The sequence below is a fragment of the Kribbella sp. VKM Ac-2569 genome, from assembly GCF_004216905.1.
Lineage (GTDB): Bacteria > Actinomycetota > Actinomycetes > Propionibacteriales > Kribbellaceae > Kribbella.
The window spans coordinates 2,169,238-2,191,535 of record NZ_SGXJ01000001.1; the positions used below are offsets into that span (position 1 = coordinate 2,169,238).

A 22,298-nucleotide genomic window follows, 5' to 3' on the forward strand; every position below is an offset into this window, starting at 1 on the left:
ACCCCAACACTAGAGGGCTTCGAGCGTGGCGCGCGCGCCGATCTCGTGGAGCGACTGCAGGGCGGCCTTGTACGGCGTGACGAAGCGCTCGTCCGACGCCAGGTCCCCGAACAGATCCGGATCCGAGATGAACACCAGCGGGTCCTCGCGGTTGTGCTGGGCCCGCTCGACGAGCTTGTCGCGCAACCTGTCGACGACCTCGATCGGCTGCCCCTGCTCGTCGACGCCCTCGGCGTACCGCGCCCAGGACGCGACCACGAGCACCGAGCGCTTGATCTCCCGCCCGGCCGCGAGTTGCTCGCGCACCACGGGCAGCAACCACTTCGGGATCCGGTCCGAGCTCTCCGCGCACAGCCGCGCCAGCGTGTCCCGTACTTCGGGATTCGCGAACCGTTCGATCAGTTGGTGCTTGTAGCGGTCCAGATCGACCCCGGGCACCGGCGGCAACGTCGGCGTACCTTCGTGGTCCATGTAGCCGAGCAGGAAGTCGACGTACAGCTTGTCCTGGCAGACCTCGTGCGCGTACCGGTACCCGTCCAGGTACCCGAGGTAGCACAACGCCTGATGCGAAGCGTTCAGCAGCCGCAGCTTCATGAACTCGTACGGCTCGACGTCCTCGACGATCTGGACCCCGACCTCCTCGTACGGCGGGCGCTCGCCACCGAAGTCGTCCTCGAGCACCCACTGCGTGAACGGCTCGCACACCACCGGCCAGCCGTCCTCGACCCCGAACCGCTCGGCCAGCGCCTCCCGGTCCGCATCCGCGGTCACCGGCGTGATCCGGTCGACCATGCAGTTCGGGAACCGCACCTCGTTCTCCAGGAACTCCGCCGTCGATGGGTCCTTGAGCCGCGCGAACGACGCCAGCATCTTGCGCGCGACGTGCCCGTTGCCCGGGATGTTGTCGCACGACATCACCGTGAACGGCGGTACGCCGGCCTCGCGCCGCCGGCGCAGCGCCTCGACGATGAACCCGAACGCGCTCCCGGGCGTCGCGCCCGGTTCGAGGTCCGCGGCCAGCGCCGGATCCGAGGCGTCGAGCTCCCCCGTCACCTGGTTCACGTGGTAGCCGCCCTCGGTGATCGTCAGCGAGACGATCCGCGTCGCCGGGTCGACCATCCGGTCCAGGACCGCGGACGGGTCGTCCGGCGCGAACAGGTAGTCGACGATCGACCCGATCACCCGCGGCTCGAGCGTCCCGTCCGGGTACTTGATCACCAGCGTGTACAACGTGTCCTGGGCGGCCATGACCTCGGCCATCCGCCAGTCCTGCGGGAGCACGCCGACGCCGACGATCCCCCAGTCGAGCGCCTTCCCGTCGTTCATCAACCGGTCCAGATACATCGCCTGGTGCGCCCGGTGGAACCCGCCGACGCCGAAGTGCACGATCCCCGGCGTCACCGCCGTACGGTCGTACGACGGGACGGCGACCTCGTTGCCGAGCGCACCCAACGACGCGGTGTTCAGTGCCGTCACTTGACCGCCCCCAGCGACAGGCCCTGGACGAGCTTGTCCTGGGCCGCGAACCCGGCGATCAGCACCGGCAACGACACCACGATGGACGCGGCACAGACTTTGGCGAGGAACAATCCTTGACTGGTCACGAACCCAGTCAAGAACACCGGAGCCGTCTGCGCCACCGTGCCGGTCAGCACCCGGGCGAACAGCAGCTCGTTCCAGCTGAAGATGAAGCAGATCAGCGCGGCCGACGCGATCCCGGGGGTGACGATGGGCGCCACCACCGAGCGGAGCGTGCGGACCAGGTTCGCCCCGTCGACCGAGGCCGCCTCGAGGATCTCCACCGGCACCTCGGACAGGAAGCTGCGCAGCATCCAGACCGCGATCGGCAGGTTCATCGACGTGTACAGGATGATCAGCAGCCAGATGTTGTCCAGCATCCCGACCGACTGCGCGAACAGGTAGATCGGCAGCAGGCCGGCCACGACCGGCAGCATCTTGGTGGACAGGAAGAAGAACAGCACGTCCGTCCACTTCTTCACCGGCCGGATCGACAGCGCGTACGCCGCCGGGAACGCGAGCAGGATGACCAGCACCGTGGACAGGATGCTCGCGGTCAGCGAGTTCGCGATCGAGGGCCACGGGCCCGTGTCGAAGAAGGACTTGTACCCGTCCAGCGTCAGCGGCGCGCCCAGGTCGGGCGGGTTCTTCGCCGCGTCCTCCTCGGTGTGGAACGAGGTCAGCAGCATCCACAGCACCGGCAGCACGAACAGGATCCCGACGATCCACGCCAGCCCGCCCAGGACGAACCCGCCGCCACGGCTCTTCTTCCCCGTCACAATCGTGACCTGGCCGCTCATCGTCCGGTCTCCTCTCGGAACAGCGTGGACACCGAGCGCAGCGCGAAGGTGGCGATGGCGATCGTGCCGATCACCACGATCACACCGGCCGCGGACGCCCGGCCGTAGTCGTGCGCGGTGTAGAAGGTCTGGTAGATCGTGTACGGGAGGTTCGCCGTACCGAGGCCGCCGGACGTGATCGTGAAGACCGCGTCGAAGTTCTGTACGACGTAGATCGACCCGAGCAGCGCGGACAGTTCCAGGTACTGGCGCAGGTGCGGGAGCGTCATGTACCGGAAGATCTCCCACTGGTTCGCGCCGTCGATCCCGGCCGCCTCGATGACGTCCAGCGGACGGCTCTGCAGGCCGGCCAGCAGGATCAGCATCATGAACGGCGTCCACTGCCAGACGAGCGCGAAGATGATCGACCAGAGCGGCTGGTTGCTGATCCAGTCCGGCTGCGGCGCGTTGTCGCCGAACAACCACTTCAGCACGCCGTTGAACAGACCGTACGTCGGGTTGTAGAGCGCGTGCTTCCACAGCAGGGCTGCGGCCACCGGTACGACGAGGAACGGCGTGATCATCATCGTCCGGACCACGCCCCGGCCGCGGAACTTGCGGTCCAGCAGCAGGGCGATCAGCAGCCCGAACACCAGGCTGATGAGGACGACGCCCGCGGTCAGCAGGATCGTCACCCAGATCGCGTGCCGGGTGTTCGCGTCGGTGATCACGCGGCGGAAGTTGTCGATCCCGGCGAAGCCGCGCTCGTCGGGGTAGTACGCGTTCCAGTCCATGAACGACACGACGATCGTGACCACGAACGGCAGCTGGGTCACGATGATCATGAACACCAGCGCGGGCAGCAACGGACCCCGCCGGGCCCAGTCACCGGTCCTGCGCATCAGCGTGCCTTCGGAGCCCGGCGGCGGCGTTGCGTGCCGGCGCCGCGGCGCCTTCGTGTCAGGTTTCGCTTCGATGCTCATCGACGTCCTCGCTTCGCTCCGGGCGCCGATGAGACACGAGGCAGACTGTGTTTGATGATGAACTCGCTTCGCTCGCTCATGACCCGGCCCCTTACTTCGCTTGCCGCGAGCGGTACCGCTCAGCGACGTCGTCGGCGAGCACCTGCCCGCGTTTCAGTGCCTCGTCGACGCTCATCCGTCCCGCGATCGCCGAACTCACGTCCTGACTGACCTGGGTCCCGAGGTCCGGGAACTCCGGGATGTCGATGAACTGGATGCCCGGCGCCGGCCGCGGCTGGGTGCCCGGGTCCTTCGGGTCCGCGTTCTCGATCGCGGTCTTGGTCGGCTCCGCGAACGCCGACGCCTCCTTGACGTACTCCGGGAGCTCGTACGTCGACGCGCGCTTACCGGCCGGAACGTTGGACCAGCCAACCTTCTCGCCGACGAGCTTCTCGTAGTCCTTGCCGGACGCCCAGGAGATGAACTTCCAGGCGTTGTCCTTCTTCTTCGAGGCTTCCTGGATGCCCCACGCCCACGCGTACAGCCAGCCGGAGCTGTCGGTCTTCACGACCGGTGCGGGCGCGTAGCCCATCTTGCCCTTGACCGGCGAGTTGGGCGCCTCGAGCGATCCGGCCGCCGACGTGGCGTCGTACCACATCGCGACGTTGCTCTGGATGGTGTTGTTCAGGCACTCGGTGAAGCCCGCCTGCGGCGCGCCCGCCTCACCGTGCGCGCGGACCAGGTCGACGTAGAACTTGGTCGCCTCGGTGAACTCCGGCGAGTTGACCTTCGCCTGCCAGTCCTGGGTGAACCAGGTGCCGCCGAAGGTGTTCACCACCGTCGTGAGCGGCGCGAAGAGCTGACCCCAGCCAGGCTGGCCGCGCAGACAGATACCGCGCATCCCCGGCTGTGCGTTGTCGACCTTGGCCGCGATGTCCGCGACCTCCTGCCAGGTCGGCTTCGCCGGCATCGTCACGCCCTTGGCCGCCAGGATGTCCTTGCGGTACATCAGGAACGACGACTCGCCGTAGAACGGTTCGCCGTAGATCTTGCCGTCGTCCGCGCTCATCGACTGCGTCATCGGCTTCAGGATGTCGTCCTGGTCGAACGACGGATCCTTGTCGATGTAGTCCGACAACGGCGCGATCCACTTGCTCTTGGCATAGATCGGGATCTCGAAGTTGCTCACCGACGCCACGTCGTACTGACCGGCCTGGCTGGAGAACTCCTGGCTGATCTTGTCCCGGACGTCGTTCTCCGGCAGCACGGTGAAGTTCACCTTGATGCCGGTCTGCTTGGTGAAGTTGTCGGCGGTGAGTTTCTGCAGATCGACCATCTGCGGGTTGTTCACCATCAGCACGTTGATGCTGTCCTCACCACCGCCGCCGCCACCTCCGCCGCCTCCCCAGCCCGCACAGCCGGTGGTCACGCTCACCAGGAACGCGATGCCGACTGCTCCGATGCGTTTGCGCCTACTCAGCACGGTTTCTCCCTTGCGCTGTGTCATGACGGCCTTCGGCCGAGGCTGCTCATTTGAGCACGCCTCTGCTCACAGATTGAGTAGACCGGGAACCCCCTTGACCTGTCAAGAGTCTGTGCAACACTTGGGTACGCATCCGCTCATATGAGCGGTCCGGAACTTGGGAGCGTGTATGGAGCCGAGCGCGGGCGCCTTCGGGCCGGCACAACTGGTGCTTACCGCGTCGATCGCGCGGCGGTACTACGTCGACGGCCGGTCGAAGGTGGAGATCGCGGACGAGTTCCGGCTCAGCCGGTTCAAAGTCGCGCGATTGCTCGACCAGGCGCGCAGCAGTGGGCTGGTGCGGATCGAGATCAGCCATCCCGGCGCCATCGACCTCGACCTGTCTGCCCGCCTGCAGGAGACCCTCGGTCTGCGCCGGGCGATCGTGGTGGACACCCCCGAGATCGACGAGCCCGCCTTGCGGACCCAACTCGGGAAGGCCGCCGCCGATCTGCTGTCGGAGATCGTGACGCCCGAGGACGTGCTCGGACTGGCGTGGGCGCGGGCGGTGACCGCGATGACCGAGCAGCTGACCTCACTCGCCCCGGTCCCCGTCGTGCAGTTGACGGGTGCGCTGACCCGTCCGGACGTCGAGGCGAACTCGGTCGAGCTCGTCCGTCACACCGCGCGCCTGTCGGGCGGACCGGCGTACCTGTTCTATGCGCCGCTCGTCGTCCCGGATGCCGCGACGGCGCGCGCATTGCGGCAGCAGCCGGAGGTCGCGGAGGCGATCAGCCATTTCGACTCGGTGACGAAGGCGGTCGTCGGGCTCGGGTCGTGGGCGGCCGGCCAGTCGACCCTGTACGACGCGATGGACGAGAAGGCCTGTGAACAGTTGCTGCGCCGCGGGGTCGTGGCGGACATCTCGGGCGTTTTCGTGGACGCGGACGGCGTACCCGTGCAGAGCCGGGTCACCGATCGGGTGATCGCGATCAACGCCGAGCAGATGGACAAGATCGACGAGGTGATCGCGATCCCGTACGGGCTCGCGAAGGTCGCGGCGGTGCGGGCCGCCGTACGCAGTGGGCTGGTGAACGCGATCGTTACCCACGCACCCCTGGCGAAGGCCCTGCTGCAACAGTCAGACTGACCGGCGATGCCTGCTGCTGAGGTCGAGTTGGTCGGAGGTACGGCGAACCGCGGGTTGGTGGTGCGGGTCGGAGATACCGTCCGCCGGCCGCTGCGCGCCAGTAGTACGGCGACGCATGCGCTGCTGCAGCACCTGGAAAGCGTCGGATTCAGGGGCGCGCCGACGTTCCTCGGGGTGGACTCGCAGAGGCGGGAGGTGCTCTCGTACCTGCCCGGGGAGACCGTTACAGCGCCGTACCCGTCCTGGTCGATGACGGACGAGGCGCTCGACAGCGTGGCGGTGCTGCTGCGGTCGTACCACCAAGCGGTTGCGGACTTCCGGCCTAACGGGCTCGAGTGGGCTGAACCGGTGCCGGCCGGCTACGTGACGGGGCTGATCAGCCACAACGACCCGAACCTCGACAACGTGGTGTTCCGGGACGGCGTTGCGGTCGCACTCATCGACTTCGATCTCGCCGGGCCTGGGTCGGCCTTGTGGGACGTCGCAACCGCCGTACGGCTGTGGGCTCCATTGCGCCCGGACGCGGACATCCACGACGTACGGCGCGGGCAGTCGCTCGCTCGTCTCCGCCGCTTCGCGAACGCCTACGGCTTGACCGACGCCGATCGAGTCCGCCTGGTCGACGCCGCCGCCGACAACCACATCTGGTGCATGGACTACGTACGCCGAGGCTCCGAAGCCGGTCACCCCTGGTTCCACCAACGCTGGACCACGGGCGAAGCAGAGCTCACGGACCGCACCAACCAATGGTTCAAGCAGTCGGAGGCCGCACTCCGTCATGCGCTTCTGGGTTGAGCTCCCGCTCAGCCTCTTCCCTGCCCTCGTAGTACTTCTCCTGCAGCCGCTTGACGAACGGCGGGATGAAGATCGACACGATGCTCGGGAAGTTACCCCAGTCGTCGCCCAGCGCGTACACCACAAACTCAGCACAGACCAGGGCGATCACCACGATCCAGCCGCTCCGGCAGATTCGTGGCCCGTCGTCGGACAGCAGCCCGCGCCGCGTGACTGCTCCGATGCCGAACATGACCCCGATCAGCAGGAACACGGTTCCCCGCGCGATCAGGTACCACTGGTCGGCATCGGCGTACGTGCCGTACCCGCGAAAGACGAGCACCGCGGACACAACCGCCAATACCGCCATCACCGCGTAGAACGCGGCCCCCAGCTTCATCTTCGGCATATCTGATTATCGCCGGACGGGATTGGCTGTTACTGCAGGAAGTGGAAGAGAATGTCCCGGTGCGTTCACGGGTGGTGTTGCTGGCGGGGCCTTCGGGGGCGGGGAAGTCGCGCCTGGCGGAGCAGGTCGGGCTGCCCGTCGTACGGCTGGACGACTTCTACCGCGACGGCGGCGACGAGGCGATGCCGCGGTCGCCGCTCGGGATCGTCGATTGGGACGACCCACGCTCGTGGGACGGCGACCGTGCGGTCGCGGCTCTGGAGCAGTTGTGTACGACGGGAACCGCCGACCTCCCGATCTACGACATCGCAGCCGACGGCACTGTCGGTCACCGACCCGTCACTACGAGCGGTTCGCCGCTGATCGTTGCTGAAGGCATCTTCGCCGACCAGATCACCGGCGCGCTCCGCGACCGCGACCTGCTGGCGTCCGCGATCTGCGTGTACCACCACCGCGTCGTCACGTTCGTCCGGCGGTTCCAGCGGGACCTCCGCGAGCACCGCAAACCCCCGCTGACGCTGCTCCGCCGCGGTCTCCTACTGCTCCGCGACGACCCGCAGGTGGTCCGCCGCTGCGTCGCCGCGGGCTGCGAACCAATGCATCCCAAAGCCGCCCGCGCCCGGATCGAGACGCTTCTCACGCAGCCGCCGTCTCAGTAATACAAAGCTGTTTGCCTGAAGTTCACCAAGCTCTGATGACATCGGTCCGTGAGACGGAATGCGTCAGGCGTTCTAGCAGTCGCCTTGTTGCTAGGTATGACTGCCTGTGGAAGTGAGGACGGCGCTTCGGCGAGTGCTGCCCAGACGCCGGCCGCAAAGCACTCAGCGCTGTCAGGTACGGCGGACAAGTCGGCGAAGAGTCTCCTCGCCGGACTCGCTGCGCTCCCCCGCGGGTACGTCGCGGATCCGCGCAACGTCACCGGTCCGTTCACCGCGACGTCGTACCTCAACACCTGGTCCGCCGACCCGGCGCTGGACCGCGCCCTGCTGCTGAACGCGAGCTTCGTCGAGGGGTACCGGGCGACCCGGCTCAGCCCCGACAAGAAGAAGCGCTACACCGTGCAGCTCTTCAAGACCGGCTCGCCCGCGAAGGCGAAGGCCCTGCAGAAGGGCCTGTGGAACCAGGACGTCCACGACCACCCGTTCACGATCCCGAACGCGCTCTCCGACGCCAGCGTCGAGTACGACGGCAGCACCGACCAGTCAGTCGCCCTAGCCGAAGCCAGCCTCGCCGTAGGCCCGATCGTCGTAGAACTCACGATCCGCGAAACCAGCGCCCTAGGCACCGAACTAACCCCCGACACCACCCTCATCACCGCCCTCGCCAAAGAACAACACACCCGCCTGACCACAACCTCCAGCTGACCCCTCAGGACGGGGGCACGGGACGAGATACCCGGCTCTCCGGTCCACGCACCGCCGCACCGCACGCGCACCGCCGCACCGCACGCACCGCCGCACCGCCGCACGCACTGCGCCCAGCATGCACAGCACGGTCCGTCCCAGCGGGCCGACCGCGACCGAGCACAAGGAGAGCCCCCGCACACAAGGGGATATCCGGCTCTCTGCCGGATGTGTTGGTGTTGCGTTGCCCGCTGGGCGGGTTATGTGTGCGATGGCAGGAAGTAGGAGGCCAGCGGTGAGATAACCCGCTAGTGGTAACTAGCCGGCGGGCTGGTGTGGGGCTGTCGCACCGGGTGGCCGGCTGGATGGCCGGGTCGGTGGCGACACGGCTCGTCGAATCGTGCGTTCTGGCGGTTAAATGCAGCTGGCTGGAGACAGGAAATGCCACGGCCCCGGCCCCAACAACCTGTCCACCAAAGGATCCAGGTCGGGGCCGAAGGGCCGTGGGGTCAGGCGGTGATGCGGTCGATGACCAGCGGGCCTGGCTGGTAGGAGTCCGCGACGGCGACTGCGTCTTTGATGGACTCGAGGGCGCGGTCGATGCGGGTGGGGTCGTCGGTGTGGAGGGTCAACAACGGCTGGCCTTCCTGGATGTGGTCGCCTGGCTTGGCGTGCATTTCCACGCCGGCTACCGCCGACACCGGGTCCTCCTTGCGGGCGCGGCCTGCGCCGAGGCGCCAGGCTGCGACGCCTATCGCGAGGGCGTCGAGCTTGGAGAGTACGCCGGACGACGGGGCCGGTACGACGTGTTGCTCGGGAGCGACCGGGAGCTCGGCGGACGGGTCGCCGCCCTGGGCCGAGATCATCGCCCGCCAGGCGTCCATCGCCGTACCGTCGCGAAGCTTCTCGGCCGGGTCGACGCCGGTGACCCCGGCCGCGGCGAGCATCTCGTTGGCCAGAGCAACGGTCAGCTCGACCACATCAGCGGGTCCACCACCGGCCAGTACCTCGACCGATTCGCGAACCTCCAAAGCGTTTCCGGCGGTCAGCCCGAGCGGGACGGACATGTCGGTGAGCAGGGCAACGGTCTTCACGCCCGCATCCGTGCCCAAGGCAACCATGGTCTCCGCGAGCTCGCGGGCGTCCGTCAGGTCCTTCATGAACGCGCCGGACCCGACCTTCACGTCCAGCACCAGCGCGCCGGTACCTTCGGCGATCTTCTTGCTCATGATCGAGCTGGCGATCAACGGGATCGCCTCGACCGTGCCGGTCACGTCGCGCAGCGCGTACAGCTTCTTGTCCGCCGGCGCCAGACCGTCACCGGCCGCACAGATCACCGCGCCGACGTCCTCGAGCTGCTGCATCAGTTCGTCGTTCGACAGCGACGCCCGCCAGCCCGGGATCGACTCCAGCTTGTCCAGCGTGCCGCCGGTGTGCCCGAGTCCGCGGCCGGACAGCTGCGGTACGGCGACCCCGCAGGCCGCCACCAAAGGGGCCAACGGCAACGTGATCTTGTCGCCGACGCCTCCGGTCGAGTGCTTGTCCGCGGTCGGCCGGGACAGCTTGCCGAAGTCCATCCGCTCGCCGGACGCGATCATCGCCGCGGTCCAGCGGGCGATCTCGCGCCGGTTCATCCCGTTCAGCAGGATCGCCATCGCGAGCGCCGACATCTGCTCGTCGGCGACGTCGCCCTTGGTGTAGGCGTCGATCACCCAGTCGATCTGCCCGTCGCTCAGCTCGCCCTTGTCGCGCTTGGCCCGGATGACATCCACCGCGTCGAAACTCATCATTCCTCCAGAAACTCGGGCCCGAACGCGTCCGGCAGCAGTTCGCGCAGCGGCCGGATCCCGGTCGCGGTCTCGATCAGCAGCCCCGGGCCGCCGTTCTCGTGCAGCAGTTGCCGGCAGCGTCCGCACGGCGTCAACAGATGCTCGTGCTGATCCACGCAGGTGAACGCGATCAGCCGTCCGCCTCCGGTCCGGTGCAGGTCCGACACCAGCCCGCACTCGGCGCACAACGTCAATCCGTACGACGCGTTCTCCACGTTGCACCCGGCAACGATCCGCCCGTCGTCGGCGTACGCCGCGGCGCCCACCGGGAAGTGCGAGTACGGCGCGTACGCGCGGTGCATCATGTCGACGGCAACCGCGCGCAACGCCGGCCAGTCGACCTCACTCGGTGACGTAGGGCTCACCATCCGCCTTCGGTGCTCTGACCCGGCCGACCAGACCGGCGACCGCGATGATGGTGGCCAGGTACGGCGCCATCAGCAGCAGCTCGCCCGGGATCGGCGTCTGGATGATCTGGAGCTGGGACTGCAGCTGGGTCGCGAAACCGAAGAACAGCGCCGCGACCATCGCGCCGATCGGGTGCCAGCGGCCCATGATCAGCGCGGCCAGCGCGATGAACCCGTTGCCCGCGGTCATCTCCTTGGCGAACGAACCGGCGTACCCGACGGTGAAGAACGCGCCGCCGAGTCCGGCCAGGACGCCGGCCGCGAGGACGGCGGAGTACCGGATCCGCTTGACCTTGATGCCGACCGTGTCGGCCGCCTTCGGGTGCTCGCCGACCGCGCGGATCCGCAGGCCCCAGCGGGTCTGGAACAGCACGAACGTGACGACGGCGACCGCGAGGTAGGTCAGGTAGACCAGGATCGTCTGGTTGAACAGGATCGGCCCGATGAACGGGATGTCGGCCAGGCCCGGGATCTTCACGGCCGACAGCACGTTCGGCGTGTTCAGCTTCTCCGCTTCCGGCTGCATGAACTGGTCGAAGAGGAAGCCGGTGATGCCGGTCGCGAACACCACCAGGACGACACCGAGGACGACCTGGTTGACCAGGTACTTGATCGAGAACACCGCCAGCAGCGCGGCCATCACCACGCCGCTCGCAGCCGCCGCGATCAGGGCGGCGGTCGCACTGTTCGTCGTACTCGACACCAGGGCCGCGGTGAACGCGCCGACCAGGAACTGGCCCTCGATCGCGATGTTGATGACACCGGCCCGCTCGCACAGCACACCGGCGAGAGCGCCGAGGATCAGCGGCGTCGCGAAGTTCAGCGTGCCCTGGAACTGGTTGGCCAGCGGGAACGTCTTGCCCGCGGACGCCCAGCACAGGAACGCGCCGATGAAGGCGACCCCCAGTACGGCGGCCAGCCAGCCGGCGTACCGCTGCGGGACCTGGCGCAGGACGTACGCGACCGCGGCGCCGACGCCGAGGACCGCGAGCACCAGGGCGACCGGTTGCGCGGGCAGTCCGAGCAGGTTGTGCTGCAGGTCGCCGGACACCAGTTGGAACGTCGCCTTGCCGCCCTTGGTGAAGATCGCCAGGCCGAGGCCGATCAGGGCGAACACCAACATCACTCCGCCGACCCGCAGCCGGCGCGTGCGGTCGGCCGGGGCCTCGATGACCTGCGGTTTCGCGGGAGCTGCCGGTACGGCGTCCGGCGTTGTCTCGGTCATCCGTTCCAGCCTTTCGCGAGAACCGCGCCCGCTCCGCGTTCCTTCGGCAGGAAGCGGAAGACCGAGCGAACCAGGGCCGGGGCCGCGACGAACAGCACGATCACGGCCTGCAGGACAGTGGTCAGGGTCAGCGGCGTCTGCGTGATCAGCTGCATCTGCAGACCGCCGGCGTTCAGTGCGCCGAACAGCAGACCGGCCAGCACGGTGCCGAGCGGCGTACCGCGGCCGAGCAGCGCGACCGTGATCGCGTCGAACCCGACCGAGGCCGCGACCCCGTCGGTCAGCGGCAGATCGGTGCCGAGCACCTGCTGGGTCCCGGCCAGACCGGCGAGGGCGCCGGCCACGACCATCGCGATCACGTACGCGCGGCCGACCGACATACCGGCCGTCCGGGAGGCGTCCGCGTTGGCGCCGACCGCGCGGAGCTCGAAGCCGATCGTCGAGCGGTTCAGCAGCCACCAGACGAAGACCGCGGCCACCAGCGCCACGAAGAAGCCGACGTGCAACCGGGTGTCGCCGAACTTCGGGTACTGCGCGTCGCCGTCGACGATCGGGGAGATCGGGTCGGTCCGCCCCGGCCGCTGGAACGTCTTGGTGGTCAGCAGCCAGGCGAGCAGGTAGATCGCAACGTAGTTCAGCATGATCGTCACGATCACTTCATGCGCGCCGGTACGGGCCTTCAGCAGGCCGACCACGCCTCCCCAGAGCGCGCCGCCGATCAGACCGGCGACGATCGCCACGATCAGGTGCAGCACGGGCGGCAGGTTCCACGCGAAGCCGACGTACGACGCGAGGATCGCGCCGGCGATCAGCTGCCCCTGGGCGCCGATGTTGAACAGGCCGGTGCGGAAGGCCAGCGAGACCGCCAGACCGCCGCAGATCAGCGGTGTTGCCTGGGTCAACGACTCGCTGATCGGCGTCCAGCCGCCCAGCGCGCCGACGGCGAGCGACTTGTACGCCTCGCCGACCGCGCTCAGGGCTGCGGAGAAGGTGTCCATCGGCGCGGCGCCGAAGTACCCGACCGCCTTCTGCACCTGGTCGTCGCCGACGATGATCAGGAGCGCCCCGACCAGCAGCGCCAGCACGATCGCGCTCAGCGAGACCAGGCCCTGGACCGCCCACGACGGCAGGCCGGCCCACCGCTGCGGCTCCTTGGCCGGCGGCGGGGGCACCGGAGCTACCTCTGTCTCAGTGCTCATCAGATGGTTCCCAAGGTCGTCGGGTTCTCGATCGCCACTTCGTGCGCCTCCGACTTCGAGGCGCCGGCCATCATCAGGCCCAGTTCGTCGCGCGGGGTGTCGGACGGTACGACGCCGACGACCTTCCCGCGGTACATCACCGCGACCCGGTCCGCCAGCGCGGCGATCTCGTCGAGTTCGGTGGACACGATCAGGACCGCCGTACCGTTGTCGCGCTCCTTCACGATCCGGGTGTGCAGGAACTCGATCGAGCCGACGTCCACACCGCGGGTCGGCTGCGAGGCGACCAGCAGCTTCAGCGGACGGGACAGCTCACGGGCCAGCACGACCTTCTGCTGGTTGCCGCCGGACAGCGACGACACCTGCTGGTCGATGCCCTGGGTACGGATGTCGAACTCCTCGACCCGGGCGGTCGCGTTCTTGTCGATCTCGTCGGTGCGCAGCGCCACGCCGCTGCCGAACGGCGCCTTCCGGAACAGGTCCAGGACCAGGTTCTCGGCGACCGAGAACGAGCCGACGAAGCCGTCGTGCGCGCGGTCCTCCGGGACGTACCCGATGCCGGCGTCGAGGCGGTGCCGGGTCGATTTCCCGGTCAGGTCCTGGCCGCCCAGCGAGATGGTCCCGGCCGCGATCGGCGTCAGCCCGAGCAGCGCCTCGGCGAGCTCGGTCTGACCGTTGCCCTGGACACCGGCCACGGCGAGGATCTCGCCCGCGCGCACCTCGAGGTCGACGTCGTCGACGGCGGTGAAACCGCGCTCGTCGATCACGGTCAGCCCCTGAACCCGCAGTACGGCGTCCTGCGGCTCGGCCGGCTCCTTGTCCACGACCAGGTCGACCGCGCGGCCGACCATCAGCTCGGCGAGCTCCTCCTCGGACGCGGACGGCTCGGCCTGCCCGACCACCTTGCCGCGGCGGATCACGGTGATCTTGTCCGCGATCGCCTTGACCTCTTTGAGCTTGTGGGTGATGAAGACGATCGAGGTGCCGTTCTCCTTGAGCTGGCGCATGACGCCGATCAGCTCGTCGATCTCGGCCGGCGTGAGCACCGCGGTCGGCTCGTCCAGGATCAGCACCCGGGCGTCGTTGGTGAGCGCCTTGATGATCTCCACCCGCTGCTGGACCCCGACCGGGATGTCCTCTACCAGCGCCTCGGGGTCGACCTCGAACCCGTACCGGTCGGACAGCTCGGTGACCAGCGCGTGCGCCTTCTTCCGGTCCAGTACGCCGCCGGCCCGGACGTTCTCCCGGCCGAGCATGATGTTCTCGGCGACCGTGAACACCGGGACCAGCATGAAGTGCTGGTGGACCATGCCGATCCCGTGCTTGATCGCGTCGCTCGGCGAGGTGATCTGCACCTTCTCGCCGTCGATCACGATCTCGCCCGAGTCGGGCTGCAGCAGCCCGTAGAGCATGTTCATCAAGGTGCTCTTGCCGGCCCCGTTCTCACCGAGCAGGCAGTGGATCTCCCCCGGCTCGATGACCAGGTCGATGTGGTCGTTGGCGACCAGCGAGCCGAAACTCTTGGTCAGGCCTGACAGCTCGAGGTGCATGCGGGCAGCCTCCCCTTCAGACGGCGAGCCAGGAAGGCAACGACCTGTAGGTCTGCGCCTTCCTGGCTCGCACCGTACTACGCAAGTGAGCGGTGGTTCAGGATGCCTTGGGCTGCACCTTCGACTGCACGGTGATCTTGCCGCTGATGATGTCGGCCTTGATCTGGTCCAGCTCGGACTTCACGTCCGCCGGGACCTTGCTGTCGAACTCGTGGAACGGCGCCAGCGCCGTACCGCCGTTCTCCAGGGTGCCGGTGAACTGGGAGTTGTCGAACTTGTTGTCGACGGCAGAGACGATCGCGTCCTTGACGGCCACGTCCATACCCTTCTCCACGCTACTGAGCAGCACCGAGCAGTACTCCGCCGCGCTCACGCAGCCGTCGGTGTCGACCCAGATCGCGTTCACCTTGCCGTTGCTGGCCTTGGCCGCCTGCAGACCGCCCAGACCCGACGGGCCGGCCACCGGGAAGATCACGTCGGCGCCCTGGGTGATCAGGTTCTGCGCGTTGTTCTGGCCCTTGGCCTTGTCCTCGAAGTCACCGGTGAACAGACCCGCCTGCTTGGCGTCGTCCCAGCCGAGCACCTGGACGTTCTTGCTCTTCTGCGTGTTGTAGTACCGCACGCCCTCGGCGAAGCCGTCCATGAAGATCGTCACGGTCGGGATCTTGAGACCGCCGAAGGTGCCGACCTTGCCGGACTTCGACATCGCCGCGGCCAGGTAACCGGCCTGGAAGCTGGACTGCGCGGTGTTGAACAGCAGCGGCTTCAGGTTCGGGATCTCGCCGACCTTGGCGGTGTCCGGAGCCGAGTCGACGATCGCGAACTTGATGCCGGTGTTCGCCTTGGCCGCCTTCTCGGTGGCGTCCTCGAGCTTGAAGCCGACGGCAACGATCACGTTGCACTTGGCGTTCACCATCGCGGTCATGTTGGTCGGGTAGTCGTTGTCCGACTTCGACTCCGCCTTGACCTCGGTCAGGCCCTTTTCCTTCACGGCGTCCTGCAGACCCTTGTACGAGGTCTGGTTGAACGACTTGTCGTCGAAGCCCCCGGAGTCGGAGACCATGCAGGCCTTGAAGTCCTTGTTGGCGCCGCCGCCTGCGTCGCTATCGGTCGGCTTGCTGCCACACGCGGCGACGGCGAGCGTCAGCACGCCCACGATCGCCGTTCCCCGCACGTACTTCTTCACCGGAAGTCTCCTTCGTCGACCAGAAACGGTTGCACGCCGCACGCCTTCCCCCACGTGCCGCATCCGCAGACTATAGGGCGCGGTCAGTGCTTCTTTGAACGTCAAGCAGGCCTCGATACCGGAAAGTGACCGGCATCCGCGTCACATTTCGACAACTTCTCCGGTGTGGTCACCGCCCGCGCTTCCCACGTCACAGTGTGCACGCTCCGTGGCCGGGATCACCGTCCGTGGCGGTCACGACCGGTGAACGGCGCCGGACGTCGGTGCGACCCGGCGTACGGCTGATGTCACAATCTCCGGATGAGTCATCAGCTACTGGTCGCGGACGTGCTGGCGCGGGTCGAGGCGGTCCGTGAGGACATGGTCGACGTACGGCGCGATCTGCACGCGCACCCGGAGCTCGGGTGGCACGAGGTGCGGACGACCGAGCTGCTCGAGAAGCGGCTCGTCGAGGCCGGACTGTCGCCGCGGGTGCTGCCGACCGGGACCGGGCTGATCTGCGACATCGGATCCGGCGACACGTGTGTGGCGCTGCGGGCCGACATCGACGCACTGCCGGTGCCGGACGGCGTGGAGGCGCCGTGGCGGTCGACCCTCGATGGAGTGGCTCATGCGTGCGGTCACGACGTACACACGTCCGCGCTGCTCGGTGCGGCGCTGGTGCTGGCCGGGATGGCGCGCGACGGACAGCTGGACCGGCGGGTCCGGGTGATCTTCCAGCCGGCCGAGGAGGTCATGCCCGGCGGTGCGCTCGGGGTGATCGCGGCCGGCGGGCTGGACGGCGTACGGCGTATTTATGGTGTGCATTGTGATCCGCGACTGCAGGTGGGCGAGGTCGGCCTGCGCGTCGGCGCGCTGACCGCCGCCGCCGACCGGTTGCTCGTCCGGCTCACCGGACCGGGCGGCCACACCTCCCGGCCGCATCTGACCGCCGATCTGGTCTACGCGCTGGCGACCCTGGTCTCGGCGCTTCCCGCTGCTCTCTCCCGCCGCGTCGACCCCCGCGCGGGCATGTCCCTCGTCTGGGGCCGCATCACCTCCGGCTCCGCCGCGAACGCGATCCCGTCCCGCGGCGAGGCCGAGGGGACCCTGCGCTGCCTCGACGCCAATGCGTGGCGACTGGCCGAGGAACTCATCCCGTCACTCGCCGCCCAGATCGTCACGCCGTACGGCGTCGACGTCGACGTCGAGGTCACCCACGGCGTACCGCCCGTGATGAACGACCCCCTCGCGATCAACGTCCTGCAGAACGCCGTCCACCAAACCCTCGGCTCCAGCGCCGTCGCGCCGACCGACCAGAGCCTCGGCGGCGAAGACTTCGCGTGGTACCTCGAACACATCCCCGGCGCCATGGCCCGCCTGGGCGTCCGCCCACCCACCCAAGAAACCGCCGCCGACCTCCACACCCCCGGCTTCGACCCCTCCGAAGAAGCCATCACCGTAGGCACCACCCTCCTAACCACCACCGCCCTCCTCGACTAAACGGCGGCCGTCGAGCACGGGACTGGATAACCCCTCGCGTGCAGGGTTCTCCCCTCGCCTATCAGTAGAGAACCCACCATTCGAGGGGACAACCGTTCTTGCCGGGGGCTGTCGACGCGGAGCGGTCGTCGATCAGAAGGTGTCGGCGGGGACGTAGACGCCCCAGACGTCCCTGAGGGTGTTGCAGACTTCGCCGACCGTCGCTCGGGCTTTGAGGGCGTCCTTCATCGGGTAGAGGCAGTTGTCGTTGCCTTCGGCAGCTTTCTTGAGGTCGGCCAGGGCCTCGTCCACCGCGGTCTGGTCGCGCGTGGTGCGGAGGGTGGCGAGGCGGGCTACCTGCTGGGCCTCGATGGTGGGGTCCACGCGGAGGGGCTCGTACGGCTCCTCTTCGGCGATCTTGAACTTGTTCATGCCGACGACGACCCGCTCGACGGAGTCGATCTCCTGGGCGAACTGGTACGCCGAGCGCTCGATTTCCTGTTTCTGGTAGCCCTTCTCGATAGCCGCGACGGCACCGCCGTACTCCTCGACCTGGTCCATGAGCTCGACCGCGGCGGCCTCGACCTCGTCGGTGAGCGACTCGACGACGTACGAGCCGGCGAACGGGTCGACCGTCGCGGTGATGTCGGTCTCGTAGGCGAGGACCTGCTGCGTGCGCAGCGCGAGGCGGGCGGCCTTCTCGGTCGGGAGCGCGATCGCTTCGTCGTACGAGTTCGTGTGCAGGGACTGGGTTCCACCGAGTACGGCGGCCAGGCCCTGGATCGCCACCCGCACCAGGTTCACCTCGGGCTGCTGCGCGGTCAGCTGCACGCCCGCGGTCTGGGTGTGGAAGCGCAACATCAACGACTTCGGATTCTTGGCGCCGAAGGAATCCCGCATCACCCGCGCCCAGATCCGCCGGGCCGCGCGGAATTTCGCGACCTCCTCGAGCAACGTCGTACGGGCGACGAAGAAGAAGGACAGCCGCGGCGCGAACTCGTCCACGTCCAGGCCGGACGCGACCGCGGCCCGGACGTACTCGATGCCGTTCGCCAGGGTGAACGCGATCTCCTGCGCGGGCGTCGCCCCGGCCTCGGCCATGTGGTAGCCGGAGATCGAGATCGTGTTCCACCGCGGCAACTCGGTCTGGCAGTACGCGAAGATGTCGCTGATCAGCCGCAGCGACTCCTTCGGCGGGTAGATGTAGGTGCCGCGGGCGATGTATTCCTTCAGTACGTCGTTCTGGATCGTGCCGGTGAGCTTGTCGGCGGAGACCCCTTGCTCCTCGGCCACCAACTGGTAGAGCAGGAGCAGCACTGACCCGGGCGCGTTGATCGTCATCGAGGTGGACACCTGGTCCAGCGGGATCTTGTCGAACAGCACCCGCATGTCGTCGATCGAGTCGATCGCCACGCCGACCTTGCCGACCTCGCCGTGCGCGATCGGCGCGTCGGAGTCGTATCCCATCTGGGTCGGCAGGTCGAACGCGACCGACAGGCCCATGGTCCCGTGGTCGATCAGCTGGTGGTACCGCTGGTTCGACTCGGCCGCCGTGCCGAATCCGGCGTACTGCCGCATCGTCCACGGCCGCTGGGTGTACATCGTCGGGTACACGCCCCGGGTGTACGGGAACTGCCCCGGCTCCCCCAGCTTCGCCCCGGCGTCGAACCCTTCCAGCGGCCCGTACACCGGTGCGAACTCGAACCCCGACTCGCTCCGATGACTCATCCTCCAACGGTAGGCCGAACCACACTCCCACTGGTATGCACAGCCCGGGTGAGATCGAGCACGCCAGGTGATCGCGGACCATGGGCTGTTGACTTGTGACCTGGGTCACAGGAGGCTGCGACACAGTATGCACCGTCGACCGGGGAGGGGCGACATGCGTAGATCTCCTGTTCTCATCGCAGTACTAGCCGTCGTAGCGGGGGCACTGGCCGCAGGGCCGGCAGCGACCGCAGCACCAGGGCCAGGGGGTGACGGCCTGGAGGTCTACGTCGGCGAGCTGAATCCGCAACAGCTGCAGAAGCTGGCGGACATCGGCGTGGATCGCGAGGGCCTGACCACCGGCCGGACCGCCGACGGCAAAGCCAAGGTCGAGGTCGTCATCACCGACCGGCAGGCCGACAAGCTCCGCTCCGACGGCGTCGACCTGAAGGTCAAGAAGGTGAAGGGCCGGGACGCCTCCGACGAGGCCGCCCGGCTCGCCGCGGCCGGCACGGTGTTCCGCCCGTACAGCGGCGCCGGCGGACTCGCCGAGGAGCTGAGCCAGACGGCGGCCGCGCATCCGGGGCTGGCCAAGCTGGTCACCGTCGGTACGACGGTCCAGGGCAAACCCATCCGAGCCGTCAAGGTGACCAAGGACGCCCGCTCGTTGACGGACGGCGCGCGCCGATCGGTGCTGTACATGGGCGCCCAGCACGCACGCGAGTGGATCACCCCCGAGATGGTTCGCCGACTGCTGCACCACGTCCTCGACAACTACGGCAGCAACGCCGAGATCACCAACCTGCTCAACACGACCGAGCTGTGGTTCCTGCCGGTGGCCAACCCTGACGGCTACGACTACACGTTCACCGGGGACCGGCTGTGGCGGAAGAACCTGCGCGACAACAACGGCGACGGGACCATCGCCCCCGGCGACGGCATCGACCTGAACCGCAACCTCGCGACCAAGTGGGGTTACGACAACGAGGGCTCGTCGCCCGATCCGATCAGCGACACCTACCGCGGCACCGGCCCGAACTCAGAGCCGGAGACCAAGGCCCTCGACGGACTGTTCAACAGGATCCGCTTCACCGAGCTGATCAACTACCACTCGGCCGCGCAGCTCATTCTGTACGGCGTCGGCTGGCAGGTCAGCACGCCCTCGCCGGACGACATCATCTCCGCGGCGATGGCCGGCGACGACGCGAACCCGGCCATCCCCGGCTACGACCCGGACATCTCCGCCGAGCTCTACACCACCAACGGCGAGACCGACGGGCACGCGACGAACAAGTACGGCACCCTGGCGTTCACGCCGGAGATGTCGACCTGCCAGACCGCGTCGGCCGTCGATCCCAACGACGAATGGCTGCCCACGGACTGCGTCAGCGTCTTCACGTTCCCCGACGACGAGGGCCTGATCCAGGCCGAGTTCGCCAAGAACATCCCGTTCGCGCTGTCGGTCGCGAAGTCCGCCCAGGACCCCGACGACCCGGTCTCCGTGGTCGGCCAGAAGGCCGCCGATCTGGTCGCCGACCCGTTCACGGTCTCGTACGGCACCACCCAGCCGGTCGCGGTCACGGCCAAGCGGGCGTTGAAGAACCTGCGGATCAACTACCGCATCAACGGCGGCGACACCATCGACGACAAGGTGTCGGAGTGGCAGGGCGGCGAGCGGTACGGCAACTCCGACGACCACTACTACGCCGAGTTCCGCGGGACCGTCCGCCGTACCAAGCCTGGTGACTCGGTCGAGGTGTGGTTCACCGGCAGCAAGGTGGGGACCGGAGCGGTCAGCAGCGATCACTTCACCTACAAGGTCGCCACCGACATCGGCGGGCAGGTCCTCATCCTGGCTGCTGAGGATGTCACCGGCCTCAGCCCGGTCCAGGGCGTCACCAGCGCGAAGTACACCGATAAGTACGCCGCTGCGCTCACCGCGGCCGGGTACACCTCGGACGTGTACGACGTGGACGCGAACAGCCGGACCGCGCCGCACCACCTCGGCGTTCTCTCGCACTACAAGGCCGTCGTGTGGGAGACCGGCGACGACATCATCCCGCGGGAAGTCGGCCAGGTCGGCGGTACGGCGGCCGAACTGGCTCTCGACCTCGAGTTGTCCGTCCGCGACTACCTCAACGAGGGCGGAAAGCTCCTCCACACAGGAAAGTACGCCAGCTACGCGAGCGGTCAGGACGGCGTCTACGACTACAACCCGTTCGAGGAGCAACAGGGCGAGTGCACCACGCCTGACACGTACCCGTGTCTCCCACTGTTCAACGACTTCGAGCAGTACTGGCTCGGTGCCTACAGCTACGTCGACAACAGCGGTAGCGACGCCAACGGGGACCCGTTCCCGATCCGAGGAGTGTCCGGCGCCTTCGACGGGTACGCCGGAACTCTCAACGGCGGCGACTCGGCGAACAACCAGGACCACACTGCGGCGTTCGTGCTGACGTCGAGTGTGTTGCCGACGGCACAGTTCCCGCAGTTCGCCAGCTCGGCGCCACTGAAGTGGGATCGGCCTGGCTCTGCACCGTTCGAACCGGTCACGGGCTCGCAATACGTGTACAGCCAGCGTGGCGACATCAGCTACAAACGGCTGGCCCGCACGGTGGACCTGAACGGTGTGACGGCCGGTTCCCTGCCGTCTCTGTCGTTCAAGATCTCCTACGACACCGAGGCGGACTGGGACTACGTCTTCGTCGAGGCCCACACCGTCGGCCAGGACGACTGGACGACCCTGCCGGACCTGAACGGCCACACGTCGCAGGACACCGGCGCGAGCTGCCCGGCCGGTTGGGTGGATCTGCATCCGCAGCTCGGGCACTACCAGGGCATCGACTGTTCACCGGGCGGCACCACCGGAGGCTGGTATGCGGCAACCGGTTCCAGCGCGGGCTGGCAGGACTGGAAGGTCGATCTCGCGCCGTACGCCGGGAAGCAGGTGGAACTCTCGATCAGCTACGTCAGTGACTGGGGCACCCAAGGCCTCGGTGTCTTCGTCGACGACACCACAGTCACGGCCGGCACGACCGTACAGACGTCGTTCGAGACCGACTTCGGCGGTTGGACCGTGGCCGGTCCGCCACCTGGTTCGGCGGCGAACCCGAACGACTGGATCCGCACCACCACCGCCTTCCTCGAAGGAGCCGGCGTCACGACCAGCGACACCGTGTACGTCGGATTCGGCGCCGAAGGCCTGACCACGCAGGCGATGCGCAACGACCTGATCCGCCGGTCGATGATTCACCTGCTCAGCACGCCGTAGCCGACCGCCGGCCACCCCGGTCCAGCGACCGGGGTGGCCGGCGCCAACCTGTTCGACAGGGCATCG

18 protein-coding genes are annotated in these 22,298 nt (G+C 67.7%); 6 read left to right on the forward strand and 12 right to left on the reverse strand.

The window, feature by feature from the left end; genetic code table 11:
• Positions 1 to 9: 9 nt before the first annotated feature.
• From EV649_RS10245 to EV649_RS10260, 4 genes are all read right to left on the reverse strand, one after another.
• The gene (locus EV649_RS10245) at positions 10 to 1,476 is read right to left on the reverse strand and encodes a mannitol dehydrogenase family protein (protein ID WP_130382769.1); all 1,467 of its coding nucleotides are present in this window, start codon (positions 1,474 to 1,476) and stop codon (positions 10 to 12) included.
• Complete coding sequence (locus tag EV649_RS10250) at positions 1,473 to 2,318, reverse strand: carbohydrate ABC transporter permease (protein WP_130382771.1); 846 nt, start codon at positions 2,316 to 2,318, stop codon at positions 1,473 to 1,475. Before EV649_RS10250 ends, EV649_RS10245 begins: the two co-directional genes overlap by 4 nt.
• A complete protein-coding gene (locus tag EV649_RS10255; protein WP_130382773.1) occupies positions 2,315 to 3,280 on the reverse strand; it encodes a sugar ABC transporter permease in 966 nt (321 codons plus the stop codon). Before EV649_RS10255 ends, EV649_RS10250 begins: the two co-directional genes overlap by 4 nt.
• A gap of 91 nt (positions 3,281 to 3,371) precedes the next feature.
• Positions 3,372 to 4,742 (reverse strand): sugar ABC transporter substrate-binding protein, encoded by a 1,371-nt coding sequence (locus EV649_RS10260; RefSeq protein ID WP_241997952.1) that lies wholly within the window; start codon positions 4,740 to 4,742, stop codon positions 3,372 to 3,374.
• Positions 4,743 to 4,911: 169 nt separating this feature from the next.
• Between EV649_RS10260 and EV649_RS10265 the strand changes: the two genes are divergently transcribed.
• Both EV649_RS10265 and EV649_RS10270 read left to right on the forward strand, forming a co-directional pair.
• Complete coding sequence (locus EV649_RS10265) at positions 4,912 to 5,871, forward strand: sugar-binding domain-containing protein (protein ID WP_130382777.1); 960 nt, start codon at positions 4,912 to 4,914, stop codon at positions 5,869 to 5,871.
• Between the two features lie 6 nt (positions 5,872 to 5,877).
• Positions 5,878 to 6,666, forward strand: coding sequence for a phosphotransferase (locus tag EV649_RS10270; protein WP_130382779.1), 789 nt, complete (start codon positions 5,878 to 5,880; stop codon positions 6,664 to 6,666).
• Here EV649_RS10270 and EV649_RS10275 read toward each other — a convergent pair.
• Positions 6,623 to 7,054 carry a hypothetical protein gene (locus tag EV649_RS10275; protein ID WP_130382781.1) on the reverse strand — a complete coding sequence of 144 codons (432 nt, stop codon included), beginning with the start codon at positions 7,052 to 7,054 and terminating at the stop codon, positions 6,623 to 6,625. The genes EV649_RS10270 and EV649_RS10275 overlap by 44 nt on opposite strands.
• A gap of 59 nt (positions 7,055 to 7,113) precedes the next feature.
• Here EV649_RS10275 and EV649_RS10280 point away from each other — a divergent pair, with 59 nt between their 5' ends.
• Entirely contained in the window at positions 7,114 to 7,713 is a 600-nt protein-coding gene (locus EV649_RS10280; protein ID WP_130382783.1) for an ATP-binding protein, read from the forward strand.
• Between the two features lie 96 nt (positions 7,714 to 7,809).
• Positions 7,810 to 8,418 (forward strand): hypothetical protein, encoded by a 609-nt coding sequence (locus tag EV649_RS10285; RefSeq protein ID WP_130382785.1) that lies wholly within the window; start codon positions 7,810 to 7,812, stop codon positions 8,416 to 8,418.
• Between the two features lie 488 nt (positions 8,419 to 8,906).
• On the opposite strand, the gene EV649_RS10290 is transcribed toward EV649_RS10285, so the two are convergent.
• The 6 genes from EV649_RS10290 to EV649_RS10315 all read right to left on the reverse strand — a co-directional run bounded on the left by EV649_RS10290 (position 8,907) and on the right by EV649_RS10315 (position 15,793).
• The gene (locus EV649_RS10290; RefSeq protein WP_198682381.1) at positions 8,907 to 10,187 is read right to left on the reverse strand and encodes a thymidine phosphorylase; all 1,281 of its coding nucleotides are present in this window, start codon (positions 10,185 to 10,187) and stop codon (positions 8,907 to 8,909) included.
• Entirely contained in the window at positions 10,184 to 10,594 is a 411-nt protein-coding gene (locus EV649_RS10295) for a cytidine deaminase (RefSeq protein WP_130382789.1), read from the reverse strand. Before EV649_RS10295 ends, EV649_RS10290 begins: the two co-directional genes overlap by 4 nt.
• Complete coding sequence (locus EV649_RS10300; protein WP_130382791.1) at positions 10,569 to 11,858, reverse strand: ABC transporter permease; 1,290 nt, start codon at positions 11,856 to 11,858, stop codon at positions 10,569 to 10,571. The genes EV649_RS10295 and EV649_RS10300 overlap by 26 nt, the downstream gene beginning before the upstream one ends.
• Positions 11,855 to 13,057 carry an ABC transporter permease gene (locus EV649_RS10305; protein WP_130382793.1) on the reverse strand — a complete coding sequence of 401 codons (1,203 nt, stop codon included), beginning with the start codon at positions 13,055 to 13,057 and terminating at the stop codon, positions 11,855 to 11,857. The genes EV649_RS10300 and EV649_RS10305 overlap by 4 nt, the downstream gene beginning before the upstream one ends.
• Positions 13,057 to 14,607 carry an ABC transporter ATP-binding protein gene (locus tag EV649_RS10310; RefSeq protein ID WP_130382795.1) on the reverse strand — a complete coding sequence of 517 codons (1,551 nt, stop codon included), beginning with the start codon at positions 14,605 to 14,607 and terminating at the stop codon, positions 13,057 to 13,059. Before EV649_RS10310 ends, EV649_RS10305 begins: the two co-directional genes overlap by 1 nt.
• A 97-nt stretch (positions 14,608 to 14,704) precedes the next feature.
• Entirely contained in the window at positions 14,705 to 15,793 is a 1,089-nt protein-coding gene (locus tag EV649_RS10315; RefSeq protein ID WP_130382797.1) for a BMP family ABC transporter substrate-binding protein, read from the reverse strand.
• A gap of 300 nt (positions 15,794 to 16,093) precedes the next feature.
• On the opposite strand from EV649_RS10315, the gene EV649_RS10320 reads away from it, so the two are divergent.
• On the forward strand, positions 16,094 to 17,275 hold the full coding sequence (locus EV649_RS10320) for an amidohydrolase (RefSeq protein ID WP_130382799.1): 1,182 nt from the start codon (positions 16,094 to 16,096) through the stop codon (positions 17,273 to 17,275).
• Between the two features lie 132 nt (positions 17,276 to 17,407).
• On the opposite strand, the gene EV649_RS10325 is transcribed toward EV649_RS10320, so the two are convergent.
• Positions 17,408 to 18,982, reverse strand: coding sequence for a methylmalonyl-CoA mutase family protein (locus tag EV649_RS10325; RefSeq protein ID WP_130382801.1), 1,575 nt, complete (start codon positions 18,980 to 18,982; stop codon positions 17,408 to 17,410).
• A gap of 154 nt (positions 18,983 to 19,136) precedes the next feature.
• On the opposite strand from EV649_RS10325, the gene EV649_RS10330 reads away from it, so the two are divergent.
• Positions 19,137 to 22,232, forward strand: coding sequence for a M14 family metallopeptidase (locus EV649_RS10330; protein WP_130382803.1), 3,096 nt, complete (start codon positions 19,137 to 19,139; stop codon positions 22,230 to 22,232).
• The last annotated feature ends 66 nt before the right edge of the window (positions 22,233 to 22,298 follow it).

Bases quoted from the DNA above. Each gene is read 5' to 3' on its own strand.
- EV649_RS10265 (WP_130382777.1), top strand. From the start codon at position 4,912: ATGGAGCCGAGCGCGGGCGCCTTCGGGCCGGCACAACTGGTGCTTACC.
- EV649_RS10305 (WP_130382793.1), bottom strand. From the start codon at position 13,057: ATGAGCACTGAGACAGAGGTAGCTCCGGTGCCCCCGCCGCCGGCCAAG.
- EV649_RS10320 (WP_130382799.1), top strand. From the start codon at position 16,094: ATGAGTCATCAGCTACTGGTCGCGGACGTGCTGGCGCGGGTCGAGGCG.
- EV649_RS10255 (WP_130382773.1), bottom strand. From the start codon at position 3,280: ATGAGCATCGAAGCGAAACCTGACACGAAGGCGCCGCGGCGCCGGCAC.
- EV649_RS10285 (WP_130382785.1), top strand. From the start codon at position 7,810: ATGACTGCCTGTGGAAGTGAGGACGGCGCTTCGGCGAGTGCTGCCCAG.
- EV649_RS10325 (WP_130382801.1), bottom strand. From the start codon at position 18,982: ATGAGTCATCGGAGCGAGTCGGGGTTCGAGTTCGCACCGGTGTACGGG.
- EV649_RS10310 (WP_130382795.1), bottom strand. From the start codon at position 14,607: ATGCACCTCGAGCTGTCAGGCCTGACCAAGAGTTTCGGCTCGCTGGTC.
- EV649_RS10250 (WP_130382771.1), bottom strand. From the start codon at position 2,318: ATGAGCGGCCAGGTCACGATTGTGACGGGGAAGAAGAGCCGTGGCGGC.
- EV649_RS10290 (WP_198682381.1), bottom strand. From the start codon at position 10,187: ATGATGAGTTTCGACGCGGTGGATGTCATCCGGGCCAAGCGCGACAAG.
- EV649_RS10275 (WP_130382781.1), bottom strand. From the start codon at position 7,054: ATGCCGAAGATGAAGCTGGGGGCCGCGTTCTACGCGGTGATGGCGGTA.
- EV649_RS10295 (WP_130382789.1), bottom strand. From the start codon at position 10,594: ATGGTGAGCCCTACGTCACCGAGTGAGGTCGACTGGCCGGCGTTGCGC.
- EV649_RS10270 (WP_130382779.1), top strand. From the start codon at position 5,878: ATGCCTGCTGCTGAGGTCGAGTTGGTCGGAGGTACGGCGAACCGCGGG.
- EV649_RS10300 (WP_130382791.1), bottom strand. From the start codon at position 11,858: ATGACCGAGACAACGCCGGACGCCGTACCGGCAGCTCCCGCGAAACCG.
- EV649_RS10330 (WP_130382803.1), top strand. From the start codon at position 19,137: ATGCGTAGATCTCCTGTTCTCATCGCAGTACTAGCCGTCGTAGCGGGG.